The sequence below is a fragment of the Pantoea sp. Ap-967 genome, from assembly GCF_011752565.1.
Taxonomy (GTDB): domain Bacteria; phylum Pseudomonadota; class Gammaproteobacteria; order Pseudomonadales; family Pseudomonadaceae; genus Aquipseudomonas.
This window is the reverse complement of sequence record NZ_VWXK01000021.1, coordinates 86,913-103,199: the sequence shown is the minus strand read 5'-3', so window position 1 is coordinate 103,199 and position 16,287 is coordinate 86,913. Positions and strand designations below refer to the sequence as shown.

The following is a 16,287-nucleotide window of genomic DNA, read 5'->3' as shown; positions in this document are numbered from 1 at the left end:
CGCGAGCTGCGCTCGCTCCTACGTTTGTTTCCGGCCAGTAACGCCTGTGGCAGATGCGCGCGACCGTCTTGTTTGTACGACGCTATATCGCGCTATGCGCCAAAGCGTTCGCGCGCCAATCCCCCAGTACTCACTGGCCCGAAACAAACGTAGGAGCGAGCGCAGCTCGCGAAGCGCCGCGCGGGCGGCGCTCGATCTTTCAGGCGCTGAACATCTCAAGGCATGCTTGAAAACAGAAAACTCCTACAACGTTTTCAGATTATCTGGTAATGCGAAATTTATTTGGATGATGTAGACGTAATCCTTTCGTGAGGAAGGACTAACAATGGAGAAGTTGGCTCGCTGGACAAATATCAGAAAGGAAGAATTGTGCAAGGTTGAAAATCCATTTTTTTCGGTTTCGATAGTCAGGAATAATTTGAAAAGTAGGCGCTATGTGCAAGAGTTATGTGGCGTCACCGACCTCTTGAGGGAGTGTGGTCTGTATAGCTCGGTTGCTCTGACTGGCGATCAGATAGAAAGGGCGCTCAGGCCAGTTGCATCGGGTGAATGGATGCTGATTAAAGATCAGCCATTCAAACCGATTGATCTCGATAAGTGGTGGTATGCGAAAATTTGCAATAGCAGGGGCGACGGTGAGTATTTGATAAACACGCTCTCAACGGTGCTTGGACCTGGCAAGTGGAAAATAGATGACGTGCGTGTTAATAAAGTTGCATCGAGTGCTGCTTTTTTTGCAAATTTTCTGACATCTAGAGGTGATGAGGGTCGGGTGTTCCTGTCCTCAGGAAAGGATTTTGCGAATACAACGAGAACGGTAACTCAGAAATGGGTGCCACTTGACAGTGAAGAGCTTGATTTTGCGCCGTCCTCGGCAATTCATCGGTATGGTATGGAGCGTGAGGTTACTCAAATTTATGTCGAAGCTGATGATGATTGGGATGTATCAGGCACCTCGTGGCATTGGCGTCCAGTCATAGCAAACGAAGAATATGAGTTCAACGACAAATGATAGGAAGATCGGGCTTAATCACGTCAAAGCGTTTGGTCGGTTTTTTCTGGGGGGTAATGGACGCTTTCTATATTTGCTTCGTGGTGTTCAGTGCTCTCGGAAGAGGCGTTACACCCTTTTTAAGTGACTTCAAATCTGCCCTCGCAAACATGGAGCAGTGGGGGGGAGGTCTTGAATTTATGGTGTGGATGGGCCTCGTTACCCAGGCCTCTCTTGTGGCCAGTAGCCTAATGCTTTGTCTGGGTAGGGTTTCGGGGATCTACTTGGCGTTCATTCAAATTCCTTTTCGTGTCTTTTTTGTGATCCCATCTTTTATGTTGATTTTGCTCTTGCCTGATACCAGCACGTGGATTTGGTTGAGCCTTGTTGCTGCTTCTGAAGGGGCTAAAGCTTGGAGTCTCTGGTGGCTCTGGAGGCGCCGTAACTGAAAACAGCAAGGGTAGGAGATAGAGGTGTCTGTTTAATCGAGCGCCGCGCGGGCGGCGCTCGATCTTTCAGGCGCTGAACCTCTCAAGGCATGTCATCAGCCAATGGTCATCAAGCTGGCATTACCGCCCGCCGCCGCAGTGTTCACGCTCACCGCCCGCTCGATCACCAGCCGCTCCAGCGCAATCTGGTGATCGCCGCTGGACAACCCGTGCACGCCAACAATCGCCCCGGCGCGCTTGGCCACCTGCTGGCACACGCCGCGCAACTGGTCCGAGTCGCCATGGTGGATCACCGCGTCGAACGCCACCTCATCCTTGTTCCAGTCTGCCACCAGCTTGACCTTGGCCTGCAGCTCCTTCGGCAGGCGGCCACGCAGGGCCTTGCCGGGCTCGCTGTCGGCCCACACCGCCGAACTACCCACCGCCAGTACGGCAGCGAACTGCGCCAGCAGGTCGGCCTCGTTGTCGGCCAGGCACAGCACGTGCTCGCGCGGCAGGATGGTGTAGGTGTTGCGCTCGCCGGTCGGGCCGGGCAACAGGCGGGCGATGCCGCTTTGCGACTGGCCGGCGAACTGGTTGCACAGGGCAGCCAGGTCTGCGTGCTGGTTGCTCTCGGCCCAGGCCTTGAGGGCGTGCAGCGGCTTCACCAACTGCTCGTGCAGGGCACGGTCTGGTTGGGTTGCGCCATCCTGCTGGTGGAAGTGCCGGCCAATCGCATCGGCCGGGCGGGTCGACAGCAGGCGGTACAGGTACAGCGGGCCACCGGCTTTCGGGCCGGTGCCGGACAGGCCTTCACCGCCGAACGGCTGCACACCCACCACGGCGCCCACGATGTTGCGGTTGACGTACATGTTGCCGGCATTGGCGGATTCCACCACCTTGGCAATGGTTTCATCGATGCGGGTGTGCACGCCCAGGGTCAGGCCGTAGCCGGAAGCGTTGATCTGTGCGATCAGCTGGTCCAGGTTACGGCGGTTGTAGCGCACCACGTGCAGTACCGGGCCGAAGATCTCGCGCTTGAGCTCATCGAAGCTTTCCAGCTCGATCAAGGTCGGCATCACGAAGGTGCCACGCTTGACCTCGGCGGCATCGGCGATGGCCACTTGATAGACCGGGCGGCCTTTCTCGCGCATGCCCTGGATATGTTTCTCGATGCCGGCCTTGGCTTCGGCGTCGATCACCGGGCCGATGTCCACGGCCAGGCGGTCTGGGCAGCCCAGGCGGCTTTCGGCCATGGCGCCCTTGAGCATTTCGATCACGCGGTCGGCCGAATCTTCCTGCAGGCACAGCACGCGCAGGGCCGAGCAGCGCTGGCCGGCACTGTCGAACGCCGAGGACACCACATCGATCACCACCTGCTCGGTCAGTGCCGAGGAGTCGACGATCATCGCGTTCTGGCCACCGGTTTCGGCAATCAGCGGAATCGGCCGGCCCTGGTTGTCCAGGCGCCCAGCCACATTGCGCTGCAGCAGGCGGGCGACTTCGGTGGAGCCGGTGAACATCACGCCCTTGACCCGCTCGTCACCGACCAGCCCGGCACCGACGGTTTCGCCGCGCCCTGGCAGCAGCTGCAGCACGCCCTCAGGGATGCCGGCTTCCAGCAGCAGGCGCACGGCCTGGGCCGCAATCAGCGGGGTTTGCTCGGCCGGCTTGGCCAGCACCGGGTTGCCGGCGGCGAGGGCCGCGGCCACCTGGCCGGTGAAGATCGCCAGTGGGAAGTTCCATGGGCTGATGCACACCACCGGGCCCAGCGGGCGATGGGCGTCGTTGCTGAAGTCGTTGCGTGCCTGCACCGCGTAGTAGCGCAGGAAGTCCACGGCCTCGCGCACTTCGGCGATGGCGTTGGCGAAGGTCTTGCCGGCTTCGCGGATCAGCAGGCCCATCAGCGGCTGGATCTCGGCCTCCATCAGGTCGGCGGTGCGCTCAAGGATCGCCGCACGCTCGGCCGGCGGCGTGGCCTGCCAGATGGGCGCTGCGTTCAGCGCGCACTGGATGGCGTTGTCGACGTCGGCAACGGTGGCTTCTTGCACGTGGCCCACCACGTCGCGGTGGTCGGCCGGGTTCAGCACCGGCGCTGCGGCAGCTTCGCTGGCGGCGCAGGCCAGCAGCGGGGCGGCTTGCCAGGCATGGTTGGCCGTGGCCAGCATGGCGCAGGACAGCGACGCCAGGCGGTGTTCGTTGGCCATGTCGATGCCGGCCGAGTTGGCCCGCTCGCTGCCATACAGTTCACGCGGCAGGGCGATGCGCGGGTGGGGCAGGCCAATGCTGCCTTCCTGGGCACCCATGCGCTCGATGCTGGCGACCGGGTCGGCCACCAGTTCCTGAATGGAGATGGAGTGGTCGGCAATGCGGTTGACGAACGAGGTATTGGCGCCGTTTTCCAGCAGCCGGCGCACCAGGTAGGCCAACAGGGTTTCGTGGGTGCCGACCGGGGCGTATACCCGGCACGGGCGGTTCAGCTTGCCATCGGCAACCTTGCCCACGACCTGTTCGTACAGGGGTTCGCCCATGCCGTGCAGGCACTGGAATTCGTACTGGCCCGGGTAATAGTTCTGGCCCGCGATATGGTAGATGGCCGACAGGGTGTGGGCGTTGTGGGTGGCGAACTGCGGGTAGATGGACTCCGGCACCGCCAGCAGCTTGCGTGCGCAAGCCACGTAGGACACGTCGGTATACACCTTGCGGGTATACACCGGGTAGCCTTCCAGGCCCTCGACCTGGGCGCGCTTGATCTCGCTGTCCCAGTAGGCGCCTTTCACCAGGCGGATCATCAGGCGATGGCGGCTGCGCTTGGCCAGGTCGATGACGTAGTCGATTACGTACGGGCAGCGTTTCTGGTAGGCCTGGATAACGAAGCCGATGCCGTTCCAGCCGGCCAGCGTCGGTTCGAAGCACAGGCGCTCAAGCAGGTCGAGGGACAGCTCCAGGCGGTCGGCTTCCTCGGCGTCGATGTTCAGGCCGATGTCATATTGCTTGGCCAGCTGGGTCAGCGACAGCAGGCGCGGGTACAGCTCTTCCATCACGCGCTCGTACTGGGCGCGGCTGTAGCGCGGGTGCAGCGCCGACAGCTTGATCGAGATGCCTGGCCCTTCATAGATGCCGCGGCCGTGGGAGGCCTTGCCGATCGAGTGGATGGCCTGCTCATAGGACGCCAGGTACTTCTGCGCGTCGTGCTCGGTCAGGGCCGCTTCGCCGAGCATGTCGTAGGAATAGCGGAAGCCCTTGGCTTCGAAGCGGCTGGCGTTGGCCAGGGCTTCGGCGATGGTTTCGCCAGTGACGAACTGCTCGCCCATCAGGCGCATGGCCATGTCGACGCCCTTGCGGATCATCGGTTCGCCGCTCTTGCCGATGATGCGGGTGAGCGAGGAGGTGAGGCCGGCTTCGTTGTGGGTGGACACCAGCTTGCCGGTCAGCAGCAGGCCCCAGGTGGCGGCGTTGACGAACAGCGACGGGCTGTTGCCCAGGTGTGGCTGCCAGTTGCCGTTGCTGATCTTGTCGCGAATCAAGGCGTCGCGGGTGCCTTTGTCGGGAATGCGCAGCAGGGCCTCGGCCAGGCACATCAAGGCCACGCCTTCCTGGGACGACAGGGAGAATTCCTGCAGCAGGCCCTGAACGATGCCAGCACGGCCACCGGCGCTTTTCTGGTTGCGCAGTTTTTCGGCGATACCGGCGGCCAGTTTGTTGGTGGCCTCGGCCAGCGGCGCGCTCAGGCGCGCCTGTTCCAGCAGCATCGGCACCACTTCCGGCTCGGGGCGGCGGTAGGCAGCCGTAATGGCCGAGCGCAGCACCGATTGCGGCAGGATGCTTTCAGCGAATTCGAGGAAGCATTGGTGACTGTGGTCGGCCTGGACCTCACCGGCGTCATCGGCAAGGCCACTGGCGTGGCCATTGAGTTCGGTCAGGGTAGCGCCACCCTCGAGCTTCTCCAGGTAATTGAAGATCGCTTGCTTGATCAACCAGTGCGGCGTGCGGTCGATGGACTGCGCAGCGGCCTTGAGTCGCTCACGGGTAGGGTCGTCAAGTTTGACCCCAAGGGTGGTCGTCGCCATTTCTTATCCTCATTATTGCCACGGTCGTGGCTTTAGCTGGGGCCAAGATTAGCTGTAGGATTTTTCAGGTGCAACCAGGTGCAACCCGTTTTTTTCATGAAAAAGGTGCAACTCGTCTGGCGCGCAGGCTGGCGCGGCGAAAAGGGGCATTTGTGGTGCGTTTTATTCTGAAAAACGGCGGTTATGCTCCCAAAAGGAGCAAAAAAGCCGGTTTAACGGGAAATGCACGGCCAGGTGCAACTTGCAAATGAAAAATGGTTGCACCCACTTTGCGTTGTTGCATAGGATTCGCCGCCTGGGTGCAACCGTCCTCTCGCCGGTTGCGCATGAAATAAAAACAAACGCCAGGGCACACGCATGGGCAATCCACTAACGATCACCTTCGTGATCTACATCGCGGCAATGGTGCTGATCGGCTTCGCCGCCTATCGCTCCACCAAGAACCTTTCCGATTACATCCTCGGCGGTCGTAGCCTGGGTAGCGTGGTGACCGCGCTGTCTGCCGGCGCTTCCGACATGAGCGGCTGGCTGCTGATGGGCCTGCCGGGCGCCATCTACTTCTCGGGCCTTTCCGAGGCCTGGATCGCCATCGGCCTGACCGTGGGCGCGTATCTCAACTGGCTGTTCGTCGCCGGCCGCCTGCGCGTGCAGACCGAGCACAACGGCGATGCGCTGACCCTGCCGGACTACTTCTCCAGCCGCTTCGAAGACAACAGCGGCCTGCTGCGGATCATTTCGGCCATCGTCATCCTGGTGTTCTTCACCATCTATTGCGCCTCCGGCATCGTCGCCGGTGCCCGCCTGTTCGAAAGCACCTTCGACATGCCGTATGAAACGGCCCTGTGGGCCGGCGCTGCGGCCACCATCGCCTACACCTTCGTCGGCGGTTTCCTGGCGGTGAGCTGGACCGATACCGTACAAGCCTCGCTGATGATCTTCGCGCTGATCCTGACGCCGGTGATCGTGCTGATCTCCACCGGCGGCTTCGACACCACCTTCCTGGCCATCGAAGCGCAGAACCCTGCCAACTTCGACATGCTCAAGGGCGCGACCTTCGTCGGCATCATTTCCCTGATGGGCTGGGGCCTGGGCTATTTCGGCCAGCCGCATATCCTGGCACGCTTCATGGCCGCCGACTCGGTGAAATCGATCGCCAACGCCCGTCGCATCTCCATGACCTGGATGATCCTGTGCCTGGCCGGCACTTGCGCGGTGGGCTTCTTCGGTATCGCCTACTTCTCGGCGCACCCTGAGCAGGCAGGCCCGGTCACCGAGAACCACGAGCGGGTGTTCATCGAACTGGCGAAGATCCTGTTCAACCCGTGGATCGCCGGTGTACTGCTGTCGGCCATCCTGGCGGCGGTGATGAGTACCCTGAGCTGCCAGCTGCTGGTGTGCTCCAGTGCCTTGACCGAAGACTTCTACAAGGCCTTCCTGCGCAAGAACGCTTCGCAGGTCGAGCTGGTGTGGGTCGGCCGCCTGATGGTGCTGGCCGTGGCCCTGATCGCCATTGCCATGGCGGCCAACCCGGAAAACCGCGTGCTGGGCCTGGTGGCCTACGCCTGGGCCGGTTTCGGTGCGGCCTTCGGCCCGGTGGTGCTGATTTCGGTGCTGTGGAAGGGCATGACCCGTAACGGCGCCTTGGCAGGTATCGTGGTCGGTGCGCTGACCGTGATCCTGTGGAAGCAGATCGATACCTGGGGCCTGTATGAAATTATCCCGGGCTTCCTGCTGGCGAGCATCGCCATCGTTCTGGTGAGCAAGCTGGGCAGCCCGTCGCAGGCGATGGTGCAGCGCTTTGAAACGGCTGATGCGGCGTATCACGCTGACAAGTAACAACTGTTGAATCGGTGGTGGCTTCTTCGCGGGGCAAGCCCGCTCCTACAGGGATTGCATAGGTTTCGATGACCTTGTAGGCGCGGGCTTGGCCCGCGAAGAAGGTGCCGCCGATCGACAGCCAGGCCTGACGCCGCCTGCAAGGCAAGGTAAACTTGCCGCCTTCGCAGGAGTTGCCATGAACTATCGTCACGCCTTCCACGCCGGCAACCACGCCGACGTCCTCAAACACATCGTGCTGACCCGCCTCATCGCCCTGATGTCGCGTAAGGAGCAGCCGTTCGCCTACATCGACACCCACGCAGGCCTTGGCCTTTATGACCTGCAGGGCGACCAGGCAACCCGCACCGGCGAGTACCTGGAGGGCGTTGCGCGCCTGTGGAACCGCGACGACCTGCCGGCCATGGCCGCCGACTACCTGCGCATCATCAAGCGCCTGAACGCCGACGGCGAGCTGCGCTACTACCCAGGCTCCCCCGAGCTGGCCCGGCGCCTGATGCGCGAGCAGGACCGTGCGCTGCTCAACGAGAAGCACCCGGAAGACGGCCCGCTGCTCAAGGAAAACATGAAGAAGGACCCGCGCGTGGTCGTGCATCTGGGTGAGGGCTGGCATGTGCCACGTGCCTTGCTGCCGGTGCAGGAAAAGCGCGCGATCATGTTGATCGACCCACCCTTCGAGAAGGCCGACGAGCTCAAGCGCTGCACCACCTCCATGAAGGAGGCGATTGGCCGCATGCGCCAGACCGTCGCGGCCATCTGGTACCCGATCAAGGACCAGCGCTCGCTGACCCGCTTCTACCAGGACCTGACCAGCACCGGCGCGCCGAAACTGCTGCGCGTGGAGCTGTACGTGCACCACCAGGACAGCCCCCAGGGCCTCAACGGCTCGGGCCTGGCCATCGCCAACCCGCCATGGGGCCTGGAAGAAGAACTGCGCGAGCTGCTGCCCTGGCTGGCCAAGGAACTGGCACAAACCGCCGGCAGCTTCCGCATGGACTGGCTGATCGCCGAGTAACTGGCATCGCGGTCCCCTGTAGGAGCGAGCGCAGCTCGCGATGGGCTGCAAGGCAGCCCCGGCACTGCCTGCTACGAAGCTGAGCACCCGGGGTCGCTGCGCGCGCCCTCGCGAGCTGCGCTCGCTCCTACCAGGCCGATGCAGTGGCTGCCGTTTGCGTTATAATCCCGCCCTTTAGCCGCCACCCGCCCACGAGGCCGCTGGCGCATCTCTACCGAATGAAGAGGCTAATCCCTTGGCATTGACGATTCTTGGCCTGTCCGGCGCCCTTAGCCATGACCCTTCCGCGGCCCTGTACATCGACGGCAAACTGATTGCCGCCGCCGAAGAAGAGCGCTTCGTGCGTGACAAGCATGCGAAGAACCGCATGCCCTACGAGTCGGCGAAGTTCTGCCTGGAGCAAGCTGGCATCAAGCCATCTGATGTCGACGTGGTGGCCATTCCGTTCGCCCCGATCAGCCTGTTCGGCAAGGCCCGCTGGCACTATGCCAAACGCTACTGGTACGCCCCGGACCGCGCCCTCGACGCGATCCTGATGGGCAACCGCCGCTACAAGCGCTACCGCAAGAAGATCGTCTGGTGCCTGGAGCAACTGGGCTTCGACCCGAAAAAGGTCAAGATCGAGCCGGTCGAGCACCACCTGGCCCACGCCTCCAGTGCCTACCACTGCTCGGGCTTCAAGGAAAAAACCGCGATCCTCGGCATCGACGGCAAGGGTGAGTACGCCACCACCTTCTTCGGCTACGGCGAAAACGGCAAGATCCACAAGCTCAAGGAATTCTACGACCCGGATTCCCTGGGTGGCCTGTACGGCGCGATCACCGAGTTCCTTGGCTTCGAAATGCTCGACGGCGAGTTCAAGGTCATGGGCATGGCGCCGTATGGCGACGCCAGCAAATACGACTTCTCGCGCCTGGCCAGTTTCGAAAATGGCGAGCTGGTGATCAACACCGAGTACGCCAACGTCATCGGCCTGCGCCGCCATAAAGAGAAGGGCAAGGGTTTCTACTTCTCGCCCAAGCTGATCGAATGGCTGGGCCCCAAGCGCGAAGGCGATATCGCCGACGAGCCGTACATTCACTATGCCGCCAGCATGCAGGCGCTGTTCGAAAAGCTCGCCCTGCAGATGATCGACCACTACCTGGGCGACACCCTGCGTGAAACCGGCAAGCTGGCCTTCGCTGGCGGCTGCGCGCTGAACGTCAAGCTCAACCAGAAGATCATCGCCCGCCCAGACGTGAAGGAGCTGTTCGTCCAGCCGGCGTCCGGCGATGCCGGTACCGCGGTGGGTGCCGCCGCCTACGTGTCCCACGCCCGTGGCGTGCCGGTGGAGAAGATGGAGCACGTCTACCTCGGCCCGTCGTACTCCAACGAGGACGTGATTGCCGCCTGTGCCCGTCACCCCAATGCACCGAAATGGCGCAAGCTCGACGACATGCCACAGCGCATCGCCAAGATCATGGTCGAAGGCAATCCGGTGGCCTGGTTCCAGGGCCGCATGGAATTCGGCCCACGTGCCCTTGGTGGCCGTTCGATCATCGGCTGCCCGAGCGTGCCGGGCGTGGCCAACCGCATCAACGAACAGATCAAGTTCCGCGAGCGCTGGAGACCCTTCTGCCCGTCGATGCTCGACACCGTTGCCCCGCAGATGATCAAGGTCGATCACCCGGCGCCGTTCATGACCTTCACCTTCGAAGTGGCTGAAGAGTGGAAGACCCGCGTGCCGGAAGTGGTGCACGAGGACGGCACCTCGCGTGCCCAGGTGCTCAAGCGCGAATACAACCCGCGCTACTACGACATGATGAAGGCGCTGGAAGACCTGACCGGCAACGGCGTGTCGCTGAACACCTCGCTGAACCGCCGTGGTGAGCCGATGATCTGCTCGCCGACCGACGCCCTGAACATGTTCTTCGGCTCGGACCTGCAGTACCTGATCATGGAAGACATCCTGGTCGTTAAGGACGGCGCCGCCGCCTATGACCAGCCGCTCTGAACCGCGCATCCTGCAGTTCTGCCATGGCTATGACGGGCCGTTCCTCGACTGCGCCCGTCAATACGCCAGCCTGTTCCAGGGCAGCGGCTACAAGGTCACCACCGTGTTCCTCACTGGCGCCGCCGACCCGCAGGTGGCGGCTGGCTGCGCGTCGGACGAGGTGCTGTTTCTCGAATTCAGCTCCAAGGCCGTTCGCGGCCTGAAGCTCGGCGCGATCCGCGCCTTGCGGCGGATCGCTGCCGAACGCCATTTCAGCTTCTGCATCGCCCACCGCTTCAAGCCCATCTACGTGGCGTTGCTGGGCACTGGCCTGCCAGTGATCGGCGTGCACCATGCCTTTGGCGACTACCAGCGCAAAGGGCGGCGGCTGTTCGCCAACTTGTTCGCCAAGCGCCTGAGCCTGCTCGGCGTGTCGGATGCGGTGCGCGACGACATGCGCCGTTGCCTGCCAACGTGGCCGGCCGAGCGCATCCAGACCCTGTACAACCGTATCGACATCGGCGCCCTGCAGGCGGCCCTGGCGCCGCGTGCCGAGGCCCGTGAAGTGCTGGGCCTGGATGCGCAGGCGTGGGTGGTCGGCAATGTTGGCCGGTTGCACCCGGACAAGGACCAGGCCACCTTGCTGCGCGGGTTTGCCCAGGCGCTGCCGGGCCTGCCGGCTGGCGCGCGCCTGGCGATCCTTGGCGAGGGGCGCCTTGAGGCCAAGCTCAAGGCGCTGGCCGCCGAGCTGGGTATCGCCGGGCAGGTGGACTTCCTTGGCCAGGTGCCGGATGCCCGCCGCTATTTCCAGGCGTTCGACGTGTTTGCCCTGAGCTCCGACCACGAGCCGTTCGGCATGGTGCTGCTCGAAGCCATGGTCGCCGGCGTGCCGGTACTGGCCACGGCCTGTGGCGGTGCCCGTGAAGTGGTGGAGGGTGTGGGCGTGCTGTTCCCGCTCGCCGACGCCGGCCAGTTGGCCCAGGGGCTCAAGCACATGGCCCTGCTGGATGCACAGCAACGTGAGGCGTGCGCCGAGCACATGCTGCAGCGCCTGCATGAGCGTTTTTCCGATTCGGCGGTGCGCGAGGCCTTCTGGCAGCTGCCGCAGGTGCGCGCACTGGTGGGGCAGGCCTGATGTTCAATCGTATTCGGGCCTTGCGCGAGCGCGGTTGGCAAACCATCGACGCCACGGCATACGCCCAGGCATGGGCACGCTTTGGCGGCAGTGTGGCCACGCACCCGCTGGTGGTCGAGCAACTGGCGGACCTGGCGCAGATTCCCGTGCGCTACCTGGGTTGGTACCAGGGCGGTGAACTTAAAGCAGCGATCCCGACCTGGGGCCGCCACCTGGCGCTGGCCAAGGACGTGCTCAAGCAGGCCGGCAAGAAAGCCCTGTTCGACCTGGGCAATGCCGAAATCATCCTGCCCGCGGCCGCCGATGCCGGCGCGCCGCTGCGTCACGCGGCGCGCTACCTGTCCGAACTGAACCAGGGGCGCTTCAGCGGCCTCAAGGTACAGAAAGAGCAGCTGGCCATGGCCCGTGCCCATGAAGACCTGTCAAAGAAATTCCGCTACAACCAGCGCCGCGAACTGCGCCTGCTGGAAGAGGCCGGTGGCCAGGTGCGCCCCATCAGCGACTTCAGCGCTGCTGAAATTGCCACCATGTACTGCGACCTGTTCCAGCGCCGCTGGGGCTTCCCGGCCACTGGCGCCGAGCGCATGGGCGAGGTGCTGGAGCGCTTGCGCGAGCTGCTGATCGGCTCGGTGCTGCTGCTCGACGGCAAGCCGATCGCCATCCAGCTGGTTTACCGGGTTGAAGCGCCGGAGTGGATCAGCGTCGAGTACATCAACGGTGGCGTCGACCCGCAACTCAAGGCCTTCAGCCCAGGCAGCGTGCTGAGCTTCCTCAATACCCAGGCCGCCTGGGACGATGCCCGCGCGCGCGGCAAACCCCTGCGCTTCTCGTTCGGCCGCGCCGACCGCGAGTACAAGGACCGTTGGTGCAACCCCGTGCCGGTGTTCCAGGCGTGAGTCGCAAGCAGCAGTTACTCAAGCGCCACCGGCGCAACAAGCGCCTGGGCGTGCTGGCCAGCCTGGTGCTGCTGGTGGCCCTGGGCCTGTTCGCCTGGTGGTGGCTGCCGCTGGTGCTGCTGCCGGTGCTGTGGGCGGCGCATGAAGCCTGGTTTGCCGACCACTTGTTCTACACCCCGGGCGAGGACTACGCCTACCGTTTTGGCGAGCACACCCATGAAGCGCCGGTGACCCTGCGCGAAGGTGTGCTCAAGGCCGACGTGCCCTTGCAGGGTGATGAAACCCTGGTGCTCGAAGTACGGGTGAAAAGCAACTGGCTGGGGCGCTTGCTCGACCCACGGGTAGAGCTACAAGGCGCAGGCCTTGCCGACCGGCAAACCTTCGAGCGCGGTGTTGCCGGTGTGCGCTATCTGAATCTCACCGGGCTGGCCGCGCCGTTGCAGGCCGGTTCCCTGCGCGTGCGCGGGCGCCATTGCCGGCTGCAGGGCGAGCCGCGCCTGTGGGTAACCCCAAGCGTCGAGCTGCAGCGCCGCCGCGTCATGGTCATTGCACCGCACGCTGACGATGCCGAGCTTGCCGCCTATGGCCTGTACAGCCAGGCCGAGGAAACCTGGGTGGTGACCCTGACCGCCGGTGAAATCGAAGCCGAGCATTATCAGCAGATGGGCCTGGGCAAAGCCGAGGCCGCCCGGCTCAAAGGCCGCCTGCGCGCCTGGGACAGCATCGCCGTACCGCGCTGGGCCGGGGTGCCGGAAGCGCGCTGCGTGCAACTGGGCTATTTCTGCCTGCAGCTGCCTGCCATGCAGGCGGCGCCTGGCCAACCAGCGGCCTCGCGTGAAGCCGACATGGCCGATATCCGCCCGTTCCGCCAGTTCAACCCGTTCCCGCTGCCGGGCGACCAGGATGGCGCCCCCACCTGGCAGAACCTGCTGGCCGACCTGCGTGCCTTGCTGGAACTGGCCAGGCCCGAAGTGCTGGTGATGCCGCACCCGCAGCTCGACCCGCACCCCGATCACATCTGCGCCCAGGCTGCTGTGCTGGAAGCCTTGCAAGGCCTGGCCTGGCAGCCGCAAACGTTGCTGTGTTACGCCAACCACCTGCACGACAACGACCGCTGGCCCATGGGCGACAGTGGCGATGGCGTGGCCTTGCCGCCGCAGCTGCAAGCCGACCAGGCATGGGCCCCGTGCAGCCTGGTGCTGAGCCTGGCCACCCAGCGTGACAAGGCCATGGCCCTGGGGATGATGCACGACCTGCAGCCGTCGGCGCCGTTCAAGCGTCGCCTGCGCCGCTTGCTGCAGCGCTGGCTGGCGGGCCGGCGCCCCTCGCCTTACGGGGAGAATGAATTCTTCCGCAAGGCCGTGCGCCGGCATGAGCTGTTCTGGCGGCGTGAGCTGTAACCCCGACCGCGATGGCGCAAAGCGCCCAAGGAAAGCAATGAAAGTCCTATTTCTGGTACAGAAGGAACAGCGCGCGATCCTCGATCGCCTGTACGACGGCGTCGCGGCCAACTGTGAATGCGACCTGCGCTGGCTGAGCAGCGACGACCAGCGCAACCTGCGCCGTTACTTCAAGCGCGAAGTGCAGGTGGAGCGCTACGACCGCATCGTGTTCTTCCTGCGCTTCAAGCAGGAGATCCGCCAGGTGGCGTTCATTCGCACGGTGCCCAACCTGGTTATCCTCGAACACGATGCCTACCAGAACTACATCCCCTGCAAGTACACCGGCAAGTTCAGCGCGCATTACCGCCAGCTGCCCTGGGTGCGCGTCATCAGTTCGGGCTACAGGGTCAGCGAGCGCCTGCGCGAGGAAGGCTTCGACGCCGTGTTCGTGCCCAAGGGCTACGATGAGCAGCTGCTTGCCGACCAGGGCCGCGAGCGCGACATCGAGCTGGCGTTCGTCGGCAGTACCAACAGTGTCGCCTACAGCGGGCGCAAGGCGCTGCTCGACGAGCTGGGGCGGGTGGAGAACCTGGTGGTGACCCGTACCAATTCGGGTGAAGACTACTGCAACACGCTCAACCGCATCCGCTTTTTCGTCAGTGCCGACGTGGGCATGGGCGAATACATGATCAAGAACTTCGAGGCCATGGCCTGCGGCTGCGTGCTGCTGGCCTTCGACCAGGGCGAGGCGGAAAACCGCGCCCTGGGCTTGCAAGACATGCACAACGTGGTGCTGTATGACACCATTCCGACCTTGCAGGCCAAGCTGCGTACCTTGCGCGCCGACCCGGAACTGGCGCGGAAAATTGGCGAAAACGGGCGCCAGCTGGCAGTTTCCCGCTTTAGTTTCGCTGAGGTAGGCCGTAGCATCGTCGAACACATGCGCCCGGCACTCAGGCCGCAACCGCCCTTGTCTGCATGGCAGCGGCTGCGGTTGAAGCTGGGCATCTAACGAAAAGAACTTTTGGCGCCTGGGGCTGGCGAACAAACGTCGAGCGATGTAACACGGAGGGGGTGCGGTGCGCTTTTCCCATGAGAGTGATGTCACGCTGGTCGTGACCAGTTGTGGCCGCTTTGACCTGCTCAAGGCTACCCTTGAGAGTTTCGACCGCTATAACACGGCCGCCATCCGCGAAGTCTTCATCACCGAAGACTCGGGGGACGATGCCGTGCACGACGCAGTGCCGGCGCATTGGAGGCCGCATTGCCGGGTGTTCGTCAACCGGCCAAAGCTTGGCCAGTTGGCGTCCATCGACCTGGCCTACAGCCAGGTGAAGACGGCGTACGTTTTCCACTGCGAGGACGACTGGCAGTTCTACCGCGAACATTTCGTCGAAGACTCCCAGGCCATTCTCGAACAGCGCCCGGACCTGCTGCAGGTGTGGCTGCGCAGCCATGCCCATGACCTAGCCATCCACAGCCCGTACATCCACCTGGGCGAGCGCCAGGTGATTGCAGGCGTGCCGTGTTACCCGCTGTTGTCCGACAAGCCCGAGTGGCAGGCCTTTTCGCTGAACCCTGGCCTTCGCCGGCTGAGCGATTACCAGCGCTGTGCGCCATTTGCCGGCTATTCCGGGGAGAAGGCGCTGTCCCGGCGCTATGCCGAGCTGGGCCTGAACGCCGTGACCCTAGAAGGCGATGCGGTGTTGCACACAGGCTTCGGCAACCACGTGACCTTGCCCGAGGAAGTGCGGCGCAAGGCCAAGCGGCGCAGCCGCGACCGGGTGAAGCTGGCCGCGACGCTGGTGATGGGGGCCTTCATCGGCCTGGGTATTTCCTTTCTGGTGCACTGATTCGAGCACGTGTGCCGTGCTCGGGAAGTGCGGCTTGCGTTCAGTGGGCCAGCAGGGCGGCCTTGAAGTCGGCGAGGGGGAAGCGTTCGCCCAGGTTTTCCCGCTCGATGTAGCTCACCATGTGCTGCACGTTGCGGCGAATCATGCGGGCTGACAGGGGCGGGCGCAGGAAGCGCATGTCGGCTACGTCGATCAGGCCCAGGCGCTGATCGGGCGTTACCACCACATTGCCCAGGTGCAGCGAGCGGAAGTAGATGCCGCTACGGTGCAGTTGGCGAATCAGCTCGATCAACCGCGGCAGGTAGGTGCCCCAGCTGAAATCCTCGTCACGCGACATCTGCAGCAGTGTGCGCCCCGGCAGCGGGCGGTACAGCACGGCAGTGCGCCCTGGCAGGTCCAGCTTGTGCTGGCTGATCACTTCCAGCGTGGGGATGCCCAGCTGCGCAAGGCGCGTGGCATTGTCGACGAAGCGCTGCGAGTAGGGGCGCAGCAGCGCCGATGAGATCAGGCGCTTGCGGCGAAACACCTTGAGGAAGTTGCCATCCTTGAGCAGGTAGACCTTGGCCCCATGGCTGTCCGCCTCCAGTATCTGGGCGCCAAGAGTCAGCTGGTCGAAGTCGACTTGGGTGAGCCGGGAGCATTGCATGGGTAGGGCCTTGTCGTCTGGCAAGCAAAATGACCGGTAATAATGCCGAAAATAATGCGCCAA

At 63.4% G+C, this 16,287-nt stretch carries 12 protein-coding genes; 10 read left to right on the top strand and 2 right to left on the bottom strand.

Translation table 11 applies throughout. From position 1 onward, the window contains the following. Window positions 1-325 precede the first annotated feature (325 nt). Complete coding sequence (locus F3J45_RS20780; protein WP_167067148.1) at window positions 326-1,012, top strand: hypothetical protein; 687 nt, start codon at window positions 326-328, stop codon at window positions 1,010-1,012. A gap of 523 nt (window positions 1,013-1,535) precedes the next feature. Here the strand turns inward: F3J45_RS20780 and putA are convergent. Further along, entirely contained in the window at window positions 1,536-5,489 is a 3,954-nt protein-coding gene (putA, locus tag F3J45_RS20775; RefSeq protein WP_167067145.1) for a trifunctional transcriptional regulator/proline dehydrogenase/L-glutamate gamma-semialdehyde dehydrogenase, read from the bottom strand. A 68-nt stretch (window positions 5,490-5,557) separates the two neighbouring features. Between putA and F3J45_RS20770 the strand changes: the two genes are divergently transcribed. From F3J45_RS20770 to F3J45_RS20730, 9 genes are all read left to right on the top strand, one after another. Then, complete coding sequence (locus F3J45_RS20770; protein ID WP_167067141.1) at window positions 5,558-5,740, top strand: hypothetical protein; 183 nt, start codon at window positions 5,558-5,560, stop codon at window positions 5,738-5,740. Window positions 5,741-5,846: 106 nt separating this feature from the next. Continuing rightward, on the top strand, window positions 5,847-7,325 hold the full coding sequence (putP, locus tag F3J45_RS20765; RefSeq protein ID WP_167067138.1) for a sodium/proline symporter PutP: 1,479 nt from the start codon (window positions 5,847-5,849) through the stop codon (window positions 7,323-7,325). A 178-nt stretch (window positions 7,326-7,503) separates the two neighbouring features. Next, window positions 7,504-8,340, top strand: coding sequence for a 23S rRNA (adenine(2030)-N(6))-methyltransferase RlmJ (locus F3J45_RS20760; protein ID WP_167067136.1), 837 nt, complete (start codon window positions 7,504-7,506; stop codon window positions 8,338-8,340). A gap of 235 nt (window positions 8,341-8,575) precedes the next feature. After that, entirely contained in the window at window positions 8,576-10,333 is a 1,758-nt protein-coding gene (locus F3J45_RS20755; RefSeq protein ID WP_167067132.1) for a carbamoyltransferase, read from the top strand. Next, on the top strand, window positions 10,317-11,447 hold the full coding sequence (locus F3J45_RS20750; protein WP_167067129.1) for a glycosyltransferase: 1,131 nt from the start codon (window positions 10,317-10,319) through the stop codon (window positions 11,445-11,447). The genes F3J45_RS20755 and F3J45_RS20750 overlap by 17 nt, the downstream gene beginning before the upstream one ends. Further along, a complete protein-coding gene (locus tag F3J45_RS20745; RefSeq protein WP_167067126.1) occupies window positions 11,447-12,343 on the top strand; it encodes an antimicrobial resistance protein Mig-14 in 897 nt (298 codons plus the stop codon). The genes F3J45_RS20750 and F3J45_RS20745 overlap by 1 nt, the downstream gene beginning before the upstream one ends. Beyond that, entirely contained in the window at window positions 12,340-13,743 is a 1,404-nt protein-coding gene (locus F3J45_RS30560) for a PIG-L family deacetylase (protein ID WP_167067123.1), read from the top strand. The genes F3J45_RS20745 and F3J45_RS30560 overlap by 4 nt, the downstream gene beginning before the upstream one ends. A gap of 37 nt (window positions 13,744-13,780) precedes the next feature. Further along, entirely contained in the window at window positions 13,781-14,737 is a 957-nt protein-coding gene (locus F3J45_RS20735; RefSeq protein ID WP_167067120.1) for a glycosyltransferase, read from the top strand. Between the two features lie 67 nt (window positions 14,738-14,804). After that, window positions 14,805-15,578, top strand: a complete 774-nt coding sequence (locus tag F3J45_RS20730; RefSeq protein WP_167067117.1) for a glycosyltransferase family 2 protein — start codon at window positions 14,805-14,807, stop codon at window positions 15,576-15,578. Between the two features lie 40 nt (window positions 15,579-15,618). On the opposite strand, the gene F3J45_RS20725 is transcribed toward F3J45_RS20730, so the two are convergent. After that, on the bottom strand, window positions 15,619-16,224 hold the full coding sequence (locus F3J45_RS20725) for a toluene tolerance protein (protein WP_167067114.1): 606 nt from the start codon (window positions 16,222-16,224) through the stop codon (window positions 15,619-15,621). Window positions 16,225-16,287 lie beyond the last annotated feature (63 nt).